At 57.5% G+C, this 11,488-nt stretch carries 12 protein-coding genes; 10 read left to right on the top strand and 2 right to left on the bottom strand.

Features of this window, described 5'->3' with window-relative positions:
* Positions 1–16: 16 nt before the first annotated feature.
* Complete coding sequence (locus tag AD669_RS06185) at positions 17–2,218, top strand: hypothetical protein (RefSeq protein ID WP_053117842.1); 2,202 nt, start codon at positions 17–19, stop codon at positions 2,216–2,218.
* 279 nt (positions 2,219–2,497) lie between these two features.
* On the opposite strand, the gene AD669_RS06180 is transcribed toward AD669_RS06185, so the two are convergent.
* Complete coding sequence (locus AD669_RS06180) at positions 2,498–2,818, bottom strand: DUF2288 domain-containing protein (protein ID WP_053117840.1); 321 nt, start codon at positions 2,816–2,818, stop codon at positions 2,498–2,500.
* A gap of 352 nt (positions 2,819–3,170) precedes the next feature.
* On the opposite strand from AD669_RS06180, the gene AD669_RS06175 reads away from it, so the two are divergent.
* The 5 genes from AD669_RS06175 (at position 3,171) to AD669_RS06155 (ending at position 8,171) form a co-directional block, all read left to right on the top strand.
* Positions 3,171–4,298 carry a branched-chain amino acid ABC transporter substrate-binding protein gene (locus tag AD669_RS06175; protein WP_053117839.1) on the top strand — a complete coding sequence of 376 codons (1,128 nt, stop codon included), beginning with the start codon at positions 3,171–3,173 and terminating at the stop codon, positions 4,296–4,298.
* A 230-nt stretch (positions 4,299–4,528) separates the two neighbouring features.
* A complete protein-coding gene (gene livH, locus AD669_RS06170; RefSeq protein ID WP_008082254.1) occupies positions 4,529–5,452 on the top strand; it encodes a high-affinity branched-chain amino acid ABC transporter permease LivH in 924 nt (307 codons plus the stop codon).
* Positions 5,449–6,705 (top strand): high-affinity branched-chain amino acid ABC transporter permease LivM, encoded by a 1,257-nt coding sequence (locus AD669_RS06165; protein ID WP_008082257.1) that lies wholly within the window; start codon positions 5,449–5,451, stop codon positions 6,703–6,705. The genes livH and AD669_RS06165 overlap by 4 nt, the downstream gene beginning before the upstream one ends.
* Positions 6,702–7,469 carry a high-affinity branched-chain amino acid ABC transporter ATP-binding protein LivG gene (livG, locus tag AD669_RS06160; RefSeq protein ID WP_034154995.1) on the top strand — a complete coding sequence of 256 codons (768 nt, stop codon included), beginning with the start codon at positions 6,702–6,704 and terminating at the stop codon, positions 7,467–7,469. The genes AD669_RS06165 and livG overlap by 4 nt, the downstream gene beginning before the upstream one ends.
* On the top strand, positions 7,470–8,171 hold the full coding sequence (locus AD669_RS06155; protein WP_008082262.1) for an ABC transporter ATP-binding protein: 702 nt from the start codon (positions 7,470–7,472) through the stop codon (positions 8,169–8,171).
* Positions 8,172–8,399: 228 nt separating this feature from the next.
* Here AD669_RS06155 and AD669_RS06150 read toward each other — a convergent pair whose 3' ends face one another.
* Positions 8,400–8,636, bottom strand: a complete 237-nt coding sequence (locus tag AD669_RS06150) for an acyl carrier protein (protein ID WP_053117967.1) — start codon at positions 8,634–8,636, stop codon at positions 8,400–8,402.
* Positions 8,637–8,982: 346 nt separating this feature from the next.
* Here AD669_RS06150 and AD669_RS06145 point away from each other — a divergent pair, with 346 nt between their 5' ends.
* From AD669_RS06145 to AD669_RS06130, 4 genes are read left to right on the top strand one after another with little or no spacing between them, the layout of a single operon-like run.
* Positions 8,983–9,285: a DUF2282 domain-containing protein gene (locus AD669_RS06145; protein WP_053117837.1), complete on the top strand. Its 303-nt coding sequence runs from the start codon at positions 8,983–8,985 to the stop codon at positions 9,283–9,285.
* A 25-nt stretch (positions 9,286–9,310) separates the two neighbouring features.
* A complete protein-coding gene (locus AD669_RS06140) occupies positions 9,311–10,198 on the top strand; it encodes a DUF692 domain-containing protein (RefSeq protein ID WP_053117835.1) in 888 nt (295 codons plus the stop codon).
* Positions 10,195–10,953, top strand: coding sequence for a DUF2063 domain-containing protein (locus AD669_RS06135; RefSeq protein ID WP_053117833.1), 759 nt, complete (start codon positions 10,195–10,197; stop codon positions 10,951–10,953). Before AD669_RS06140 ends, AD669_RS06135 begins: the two co-directional genes overlap by 4 nt.
* On the top strand, positions 10,950–11,426 hold the full coding sequence (locus AD669_RS06130; RefSeq protein ID WP_053117831.1) for a DoxX family protein: 477 nt from the start codon (positions 10,950–10,952) through the stop codon (positions 11,424–11,426). The genes AD669_RS06135 and AD669_RS06130 overlap by 4 nt, the downstream gene beginning before the upstream one ends.
* The last annotated feature ends 62 nt before the right edge of the window (positions 11,427–11,488 follow it).

The following is an 11,488-nucleotide window of genomic DNA, read 5'->3' as shown; positions in this document are numbered from 1 at the left end:
AGGTAAATGGCGCCCAATGACTTCTAAAAACAATACCGCCACCGCGGTCTCCGATCTGAATCCGAGCCCCGCCGCCAACAGCCCGTCATCGCCCAAACCGCTGGTTCCCTCGCGTCCGTTGTCGACCCAGCAATACCTGTACTTCACCGAAACCAATACCGACCGCATCCTCGACAACCTCGACGGCCTGCGCGACATGGTGTTCCCGCGCCCGCCGCACCTGGAAGGCGATAACGAACAGCACAACGATCAGGAATTTCCGTCGGTGTGCCTGATCGGCCTCGGTCGCTGCGGCTCCAACATCGCTCTCGACGTGGCGGAGTTGGTGTACAACGCGCGCAAGTTTTACCTCAACGAATTCAACAACGAAGATCGCCCGTCGAATGACCGACGCGCCACCGAAAAAGGCTACAGCCCGGCGCAGTGGATCAAGAACAACCTGCGCATCGGCAACAGCAAAGCGAGCAAACCGGTGTTTCTGGTCGAGCCGCTGGTAATGCTCGGCGACCTCGACAAGGACATCGCCGGGCGCATTCGTTTCTCGCGCAAGGGCGAAAAAAGCGGTTTCCTTCGCGACTACAGCAAAATGAAGATCATGGACTTGTCCGAAGTCCACGCCGGTGGCGCCGGTAACGCGCCGATTCTCGGCCAGTATCTGGCGAAGATCATCCTCAACAAGGACACCCAGCGTTTCTCCAGCCCTGACTGGAAAATGATCCACTCGTACCTGATCGACAGCTGCGGCATCAAAGCCAACCAGTCGCGCCTGTATTTCTCGATCTTCAGTGCCGGCGGCGGTACCGGTTCCGGCATGGCCTCGGAATTCGGTCTGGCCCAGCAGCACTCGTACATGAACAAGACGTTCGACACCAAGCCGATGGACGAGCATGACGGCAAGAGCGGTCATTCGTTCGTGTTCGAGCCGATCTTCACCAGCGGCATCTGCGTGCTGCCGAACATTTCCGATCACCGCAGCGAAATGTCCGAGGCGCTGCACATCAACGCCGGTCGCCTGCTGTGCAAATACCTTTCGGAAGAATGGGATTTCTCCTACAACTTCGCCAACGAAGACAGCAGCGAAGCCAGCGTCATGGGCCGTATCCGCCCATGGAACGCGATGATGCTGATCTCCAACGACATCATGCGTTACGCCGAAGAGAGCGATGACGGCAACATCCAGAACATTGATGTCAATGCGATGGAAAAGCACGCCAACCAATACATCTCGCAGCAAATCTTCAACATTCTGACGGCGCAGGCGGTAACGACTGACTACGATCAGAACTACTTCCGCCGCGCCGGCATCGACATCGGTGAGACCATTCGCCTGGATGCCAACGACCTGTTCATGAGTCTGGCCGGCCCGGTGGCGATTGCCTACGCCGAATCGGTGGTGCCGGAAACCCCGCCGCCGAGCAGCGACAAATTCAAGGTGTTCGATAAAGAGCCGCAGCGCCTGAACATCGACGATCTGTTCTTCCGCTCGATCGACCTGCCGCACTTCAACAAGGTCACGCAAGCGATCGAAGGCATCAGCCTGCTGCCGATCGAATCCAAGCGTTATCGCGCTTCGCTGGAGCAGTACAAGAATTCCGGCTACGACGCCGCCGCGTTGCACGACCTGCACTTCTTCAAGAACTGCTCGTCGGTGGTCTCGATCGTTTCGCTGCCGAAGGATTACAAGCTGTCTTACATGGATCTGAACCGGTTGAAGACCCACCTCAACAGCCTGTTCCCCAACACCACGCTCAAGCGTTATGCGCTGGTGATCGGCGCCTCGGCCAACTTGTCGCTGACCACATTGATCGCCAAAAGCCCGTGCCTGTCGGACGACTTCCTGACCTTGATCGTCGCCTTCATCAAACGCTGCTTCGCCAAGACGCCGTACCGTTTCGACGAGACGCTGGACAACTCGATCCTCGACTTCATCATTAATGAAGAATTCGACGAAGATCGCATCGACGATTTGCTAAACGAATTCGAGAACCCGGCGAAGATTCTCGACACCAACTGGTACGCGATCAAACCGATGTACGAGAAGAAGTACCGCGAGCTGATCAACGACAAAGACAAGTTTGTTTCGATCAATGACATTCGGTTGTCGCGCGATTGTGTGAAGAAGTCGATCAAGTATTTGCGCGAGATTTATCGTCACCGGATTGGCAAGACCAAGGTTATTTCGCTGAATAACCATACCGGGAAGTCTTTCTCGGTCTGATCCTCAGCCGAGTCGCCGCCTTCGCGAGCGAGCTCGCTCCCACATTTGGAATGCATTCCCTTGTGGGAGCGAGCTCGCTCGCGAAGGGGCCGGCACATTCACTCAAGATTATGCCTTTCCAACATCCAGAAACAATTAAGCAGCCGTTAGGCTGCTTATTAAACTGTTCCCGTTACGTTTACGTCACCGTGATGCCACCCTCGCTTGTGGCCTTTCTTCACGGCAACGTGCCATCACGCTACTCCGCTACACACTTTTCGCCGACCAGCGGACGCACCATCAAGGTGCAACGTCGGCAGCACCCGCCCTTTCCTGGATCAGAATCCACGGCGAAACCACCACTGCCCAGAGCTGCGGATCGCGTTCGAAAAGATCCAGCGCCCGCGTTTCAGACAGCTTGGCGACTTTGTCTTCGGCCAGCCAGGCGGCGACTTTCTCGCCATCATCCGACGCCACGGCCTCGGCGGCGGCGATCAAATCCAGGTCAGGGCCGACCCACAATAGGGCACCCTTGGCGAAGAACGGCTCCAACTCTTTCCAGGTAATAGATGCGGTTTCACCAAGCAGCTTGGCATAGAGGGTGCTAGGTTCTTGATTCATGGGAACTGTCCGGAAAAGAAATCGACGCGAATAATAACGTCGGTGATCCGTCAGCAAAACCCGGTTGCAAAAGGCTGTACCGAACGAAAAGAGCAGGAAAGCCAAGGAATGCTGTTGATTGGGGCATAACCCCACGAACGCCCCGCCGCAATTCTGTCTTTTTCATTCAAAAAAGCGACACCCTCAGGTTTTGCCCCTCGGCGCCCGCTTCCCAGGCTAACAACCGGCGCTCTACACTGTACCGGTACAGTTGCCGGGGGCATTTCCGGAGGGTATCGCAAAGATATCTGACCCGGTTCTGCTGCTACGGCGCCAGAACTCAAAAAAAATACAACAGTAAGAGTGGAGCACTATGACTAAGGCTACTAAGCAGATTTCCAAACTGTTTGCCGCTATGGTTCTGGCCGGGGTTGCCAGCCATTCGTTCGCAGCTGACACCATCAAAATCGGTATCGCCGGCCCTAAGACCGGTCCAGTAGCCCAATACGGCGACATGCAGTTCAGTGGCGCGAAAATGGCCATCGAGCAAATCAACGCCAAGGGCGGCGTCGACGGCAAGAAACTCGAAGCCGTTGAATACGACGATGCCTGCGATCCGAAACAAGCAGTAGCGGTAGCGAACAAGGTCGTCAACGACGGCGTCAAGTTCGTGGTCGGTCACCTGTGCTCCAGCTCCACTCAACCGGCTTCGGACATCTACGAAGACGAAGGCGTGATCATGATCACCCCGGCCGCCACCAGCCCGGACATCACCGCCCGTGGTTACAAAATGGTCTTCCGTACCATCGGTCTGGACAGCGCCCAGGGCCCTGCCGCCGGTAACTACATTGCCGATCACGTCAAACCGAAAATCGTTGCTGTGCTGCACGACAAACAGCAATACGGTGAAGGCATCGCCACCGCCGTCAAATCGACCCTTGAGAAGAAAGGCGTGAAAGTTGCCGTGTTCGAAGGCGTCAACGCCGGCGACAAGGACTTCTCCTCGATCATCGCCAAGCTCAAGCAAGCCAACGTCGACTTCGTTTACTACGGCGGCTACCACCCGGAGCTGGGCCTGATCCTGCGTCAATCGGCTGAAAAAGGCCTGAAAGCCAAGTTCATGGGTCCGGAAGGCGTGGGTAACGACTCGATTTCGCAGATCGCCAAAGACGCTTCCGAAGGTCTGCTGGTAACCCTGCCGAAATCCTTCGACCAGGATCCGGCCAACATCGCCCTGGCTGATGCATTCAAAGCGAAGAAAGAAGATCCGAGCGGCCCGTTCGTGTTCCCTTCCTACTCGGCTGTTGAAGTGATTGCCGGCGGTATCACCGCTGCCAAGAGCGAAGACCCGGCCAAAGTGGCTGAAGCCATTCACGCTGGCACCTTCAAAACCCCGACTGGCGACCTGAGCTTCGACGCCAAGGGCGACCTGAAGGACTTCAAATTTGTGGTTTACGAGTGGCACTTCGGCAAACCAAAAACTGAAGTATCCCCTCAGTAAGGCGCTGCCTGACTGACTGCCAATAAAGCCCACGGCGTGCCGTGGGCTTTGTTTTACGAATGTATGGGCCGCGCTGGCGTGATCCGCCAGTCTCCCCACCTGAAAATCTCAAAACCGTCATCAGCGGTTCGCTGGCAAAACCCGGATTCGAAGTGGATATAGATCCACGGGGCCGGGCGGGAAAATGACTCCACCAGTGAAATGCGTATCAGGTTTTTAGGAGCGTTGTAATGCCTGACCTCTATCACTTCTTCCAGCAGCTGGTTAATGGTCTGACCATTGGCAGCACGTATGCCCTGATTGCCATCGGCTATACGATGGTTTACGGCATCATTGGAATGATCAACTTCGCCCACGGCGAGGTGTACATGATCGGTTCCTACGTGGCGTTCATCGCCATCGCCGGGCTGGCCATGATGGGAATCGACAACGTCCCGCTGTTGATGACCGCGGCCTTCATTGCGAGCATCGTTGTCACCAGTTCCTACGGTTACAGCATCGAACGGATCGCCTACCGCCCCCTGCGCGGCAGCAACCGTCTGATCCCGCTGATTTCCGCCATCGGTATGTCGATCTTCCTGCAGAACACGGTTCTGCTGGCGCAAGACTCCAAGGACAAATCCATCCCCAACCTGATCCCCGGGAACATTTCCTTCGGGCCAGGTGGCGCACATGAAGTGCTGATTTCCTACATGCAAATCGTGGTGTTCGTGGTGACGCTGATCGCCATGCTCGGCCTGACGCTGTTCATCTCCCGTTCTCGCCTGGGTCGCGCCTGCCGCGCCTGCGCCGAAGACATCAAGATGGCCAACCTGCTCGGCATCAACACCAACAACATCATCGCCCTGACCTTCGTCATTGGTGCTGCGCTGGCGGCCATCGCGGCCGTGCTGCTGAGCATGCAATATGGCGTGATCAACCCGAACGCCGGTTTCCTCGTCGGCCTCAAAGCCTTCACCGCAGCAGTACTCGGCGGCATCGGCAGCATCCCCGGCGCCATGCTCGGCGGGTTGGTGCTTGGGGTGGCGGAAGCGTTTGGCGCCGATATCTTCGGCGACCAATACAAGGACGTCGTGGCTTTCGGCTTGTTGGTTCTGGTGCTGTTGTTCCGTCCGACCGGCATTCTGGGCCGTCCGGAGGTTGAGAAAGTATGACTAGGAATCTTAAACAGGCACTGTTCAGTGCCTTGCTGGTGTGGGCTGTGGCCTACCCGGTACTCGGACTGAAACTGACCATCGTCGGCATCAACCTCGAAGTGCATAACACCAGTCCGATGATTCTGGCGACCATCGCCATCTGTTCGGTGCTGATGTTCCTGCGGGTGCTGTTCAACCAGCAGATCAGCAAGGCGTGGAAATCCTCGCCGGGCATGCCATTGATCCCGGCCAAGGCCAGCAACTTCCTGACCCTGCCGACCACGCAACGCTACTTCATCATTGCGCTGATCATCGGTGCACTGGTGTGGCCGTTCTTCGGTTCGCGTGGCGCGGTGGACATCGCAACGCTGATCCTGATCTACGTGATGCTCGGCCTCGGCCTGAATATCGTCGTCGGTCTGGCCGGTCTGCTCGACCTCGGTTACGTCGGCTTCTACGCCGTCGGCGCCTACAGCTACGCGCTGCTGTCGCACTACTACGGCTTGAGCTTCTGGATCTGCCTGCCGATTGCCGGCCTGATGGCGGCGACGTTCGGCTTCCTGCTGGGCTTCCCGGTGCTGCGTTTGCGCGGTGACTATCTGGCGATCGTGACCCTCGGCTTCGGTGAGATCATCCGTCTGTTCCTGCGTAACCTGACCGACATCACTGGCGGTCCGAACGGCATCAGCAACATCGAGAAACCGACGTTCTTCGGTCTGACCTTTGAACGCAAGGCTGCGGAAGGCATGCAAACCTTCCACGAGTATTTCGGCCTGCAATACAACTCGATCAACAAGGTGATTTTCCTCTACCTGGTTGCCCTGGTGCTGGCGCTGGCGGCGTTGTTCGTCATCAACCGTTTGCTGCGCATGCCGATCGGCCGTGCGTGGGAAGCGCTGCGTGAAGACGAGATCGCCTGCCGTGCGCTGGGCCTGAATCCGACGATCATCAAGCTGTCGGCGTTCACCCTTGGCGCTGCGTTCGCCGGTTTCGCCGGTAGCTTCTTCGCCGCCCGTCAGGGTCTGGTAACCCCGGAGTCGTTCACCTTCATCGAGTCGGCAATCATCCTCGCCATCGTCGTGCTGGGTGGTATGGGCTCGCAGTTGGGTGTGATTCTGGCCGCCGTGGTAATGATCCTGTTGCCGGAAATGATGCGTGAGTTCAGCGAGTACCGCATGTTGATGTTCGGTGCCCTGATGGTGTTGATGATGATCTGGCGTCCACAAGGTCTGCTGCCGATGCAACGCCCACACATGGAGTTGCGAAAATGAGCCGCGAGATCTTAAAAGTTGAGAACCTGAGCATGCGCTTCGGCGGCTTGCTGGCGGTCAACGGCGTGGCCCTGACCGTAAAAGAGAAACAAGTGGTTGCACTGATCGGGCCGAACGGCGCGGGCAAGACCACCGTGTTCAACTGCCTGACCGGTTTCTATCAGCCCACCGGCGGCAGCATCCTGCTCGACGGCGAGCCGATTCAAGGCCTGCCGGGCCACAAGATCGCCCTCAAAGGCGTGGTGCGCACCTTCCAGAACGTGCGCCTGTTCAAGGACATGACGGCGGTCGAGAACCTGTTGATCGCCCAGCACCGTCACCTGAACACCAACTTCCTGGCCGGCCTGTTCAAGACCCCGTCGTTCCGCAAAAGCGAGCGCGAGGCCATGGAGTTTGCCGAGTACTGGCTGGAAAAGGTCAACCTTAAGGAGTTCGCCAACCGTACCGCCGGCACCTTGGCCTACGGTCAGCAACGTCGTCTGGAAATCGCCCGCTGCATGATGACCCGTCCGCGGATCCTCATGCTCGACGAACCGGCCGCCGGCCTGAACCCGAAGGAAACCGAAGACCTCAAGGCGCTGATCAGCGTGCTGCGTGAAGAGCACAACGTCACCGTGCTGTTGATCGAACACGACATGAAACTGGTCATGAGCATTTCCGACCACATCGTCGTGATCAACCAGGGCACGCCGCTGGCCGACGGCACGCCGGAACAGATCCGCGACAATCCTGAAGTGATCAAAGCCTACCTGGGGGAAGCGTAAATGCTGCAGTTCGAAAACGTTTCCACCTTCTACGGCAAGATCCAGGCCCTGCACAGCGTCAACGTCGAAGTCCGTCAGGGCGAGATCGTGACCCTGATCGGCGCCAATGGGGCCGGCAAGTCCACGCTGCTGATGACGCTGTGCGGTTCGCCGCAAGCGCACAGCGGCAGCATCCGCTACATGGGTGAGGAACTGGTCGGTCAGGACTCGTCGCAGATCATGCGCAAAAGCATCGCGGTGGTGCCGGAAGGTCGTCGGGTATTCGCCCGTCTGACCGTTGAAGAAAACCTCTCGATGGGCGGCTTTTTCACCGACAAGGGCGACTATCAGGAACAGATGGACAAGGTTCTCGGACTTTTCCCACGCCTGAAAGAGCGCTTTAACCAACGCGGCGGCACCATGTCCGGCGGCGAACAGCAAATGCTCGCCATCGGTCGTGCGCTGATGAGCAAGCCGAAACTGCTGCTGCTCGACGAGCCGTCGCTGGGCCTGGCACCGATCATCATCCAGCAGATTTTCGACATCATCGAAATGCTGCGCAAGGACGGTGTGACGGTGTTCCTGGTCGAGCAGAACGCCAACCAGGCGCTGAAAATCGCTGATCGCGCGTACGTTCTGGAGAACGGCCGTGTGGTCATGCAAGGCACCGGTGAAGCGCTGCTGACCGACCCGAAAGTACGGGAGGCGTACCTCGGCGGTTGATGCATTCGCCAACAAAAAAACGGCCTTCGGGCCGTTTTTTTTTATGCCCAGCACAAACCTCCAACCCAGCAAAAATCCCCTGTGGGAGCGGGCTTGCTCGCGAAGGCGGGGTGTCAGTTAGCAATGATGTCGACTGATACACCGCGTTCGCGAGCAAGCCCGCTCCCACAAGATCAACAGCTTAGAGAAGCCCTCAGTCGTTTGGTGTTCGCCAGACTTGAAATTGCTTCACACGTTGGCGCGAACAAAATCGACGATCTGCTGCACGGATTGAAATCTCTCGGCATCCTCATCAGATATTTCAATGTCGAATTCTTGCTCTATCGCCATAACCAATTCGACCGCATTTATTGAGTCCGCTCCTAAATTACCAATCACGTGATCTGCCCCCTTGAGCGTTGAAGAATTACCTTCAGGGATATTCTGTGCTATCACCGACCTCACACGCGTTTCTATGTCATCCATGTCAAACCTCATCTCGTTTTGAGTGGTAATCAATGCTCTTGAATGAGGAATATAGAGCTCGAACGCTCTTCGCTCTACTGTCATAAATACCAGTTTTTTATACCCATTCACTATCAGCGCATCCTGCTTACTCCAAAAAATCAGATCTCTCTGTAGGAGCTGCCGAAGGCTGCGATCTTTTGATCTTGAAAGGCAAAATCAAAAAATCGCAGCCTTCGGCAACTCCTACAGGTGTCTGTAAAAGATTTGCACTTGAGCTGTAACGCATCGCCATGACCTTTCTCTAGAGGGTTAAGCAAGCGCAAAAAACGCTTGTAAAAACCCCGACCCAATCTGGAGAAACACCATGACTGCTACCACCCGCACCCTGTCCGCCACCGCCCTGGTTCTGGCCCTCGGCTCTGCGCTGAGCATCGCTGCCGTTTCTACCGCCCACGCGGCCGATGACATGGAAAAATGCTTTGGCGTGGCCATGAAAGGCAAGAATGATTGCGCTGCAGGCGCCGGCACCACCTGCGCTGGCACCGCGAAAACCGACTACCAGGCCAACGCCTGGAAGCTCGTCCCTAAGGGCACCTGCGCCAAGACTGAAAGCAAAACTTCGCCGACCGGTTTCGGCCAGATGGAAGCGTTCAAAGCGAAGTCCTGATTCACGGCCTGCCTGAGTGACGATCATGTTCACACCTGACGACCATGCCCTCCCCCACACTCAGGCAGCCCTCACCGGGCTCCCGCCCCGTGCCGGGCTGGGGCTCAAGACCGGGCACTTTCGTGAAGTGCTCGACACCCGACCGGACATCGGTTTCTTCGAAGTCCACGCCGAAAACTACATGGTGGCCGGCGGCCCGTTCCATCACTTTCTCGGTTTGATTCGCGAACAGTATCCGCTGTCGCTGCATGGCGTCGGCCTGTCCATCGGCAGCGAAGGCCCGCTGGATACTCAGCACCTGCAACGTCTGGCCGAGCTGATCGAGCGCTATCAACCACACTCCTTTTCCGAACATCTGGCCTGGTCGAGCCACGGCCCGGTGTTCCTCAATGACCTGCTGCCCCTGGCCTACGACGAGCCGACGCTGAACCGCGTCTGCGCGCACATCGATCAGGTGCAGAACACTCTTAAACGGCCAATGCTGCTGGAAAACCCGGCAACGTATCTGGCGTTTCAGCATTCAACGTACGACGAGCCTGACTTCATCCATGAAGTGATCCGTCGCAGCGGCTGTGGGCTGTTGCTCGACGTCAACAATGTCTATGTGTCGTGCGTAAATCATCACCGTGATCCATTGGCGTATCTCGATGCGCTGCCCCTGCACGCGGTTGGTGAGATTCATCTGGCCGGGTTTGCCGAAGATTCCGACAACCTCGGCGACCGATTGCTGATTGACGATCATGGCGCGCCGATCGATCAGGCGGTTTGGGCTTTGTATTGGCAGACGCTGGATCGTATCGGGCCGATAGCAACCTTGATCGAACGGGACAATCAGGTGCCCCCGTTCAACACCTTGCTGGCCGAAGCGCAGCAGGCAGACGAAATGCTGCTGTGCGCCGGGAGTCGGCCATGAGCACGCACAGCGCATTCAGCGCCGCGCTGCTCGATGTACGTCTGCCCTGCCCTGCCGGTTTGTGCAGCAGTAACGGCGCCGATCCCGCCAGCCGGTTTGCGGTGTACCGCAACAATGTGCAGAACTCGTTGATCAGCGCACTGGCGGACGGTTATCCGGTGGTTGCGCAACTGGTCGGCGAGGAATTTTTCCGCGCCATGGCGGCCATTTTCGTACAACAGCAGCCGCCGCAGAGTCCGTTGATGAGCCGCTATGGCGAAGCGTTTGCGGACTTTATCGACGCCTTCGAACCGGCATCGAGCGTGCCTTATCTGGCCGATGTCGCGCGCCTTGAGCATCTGCGCACGCAGGCCTATCACGCCGCCGACGCTCAACCGGTGCGGCAAGAACAGATCACCGCTGCTTTGGCCGCGCCGCAAGCCTTGAGCGAACTGCGCTTCAAGCTTCATCCCTCCCTGCACCTGCTCGATTCCACTTATGCCGTGGTTGCGATCTGGGCTGCACATCAGCAAGAACCTTCACTTGAAGGCATCGAGATCCGTCAGGGCCAGCACGCGCTGATCCTGCGCAACGGACTGGAGGTTGAGGTGTACGCCATCGATCACGGTGCCAGCGTGTTTATCCGCCATCTGATCAACGGCCAGCCGCTGCTGGCAGCTGCCGAAAACAGCCCTGAATTCGATCTCAGCCAGACCCTGGCCTTGCTGATCGCGCGCAACGTCATCACCCACTTGAACAATAAGGTAACGCCATGAACAACCTGATCACTCGCGCCATTGCGCTGCTCGAGAGAATCCCCCAGAGCCTGATCGCTTTCATTGCGCGCTTCGCGATTGCGGCGGTGTTCTGGAAGTCCGGGCAGACCAAGATCGAGGGGCTGGCGATCGACCTCATCGACGGCACCTTTCAGCTTGGCTGGCCGCGTCTGGCCGATTCGACCATTCCGTTGTTCACCAGCGAATATCACGTGCCGCTGCTGTCGCCGGAGATCGCCGCGCACATGGCCGCGTTTGCCGAGCACTTCTTTCCGGTGCTGATTCTGATTGGGTTTGCTACGCGCTTTTCGGCCATGGCGTTGCTGGGGATGACGTTGACCATTCAGCTGTTTGTGTACCCGGATGCTTACCCGACTCACGGTACGTGGGCGGCGGTGTTGCTGTATTTGATGGCAACCGGGCCGGGCAAGTTGTCGATTGACCACCTGATCGCCCGCCGTTTTTCCCGCTAAACAGAGATCCCTGTAGGAGCTGCCGAAGGCTCGGGCCGCGATCGGACGATCTTTTGATCTTT

It is taken from the genome of Pseudomonas sp. P1.31 (assembly GCF_001269815.1).
GTDB classification, from domain to species: Bacteria; Pseudomonadota; Gammaproteobacteria; order Pseudomonadales; family Pseudomonadaceae; genus Aquipseudomonas; species Aquipseudomonas rustica.
This window is presented reverse-complemented; position numbering and strand designations above follow the sequence as displayed.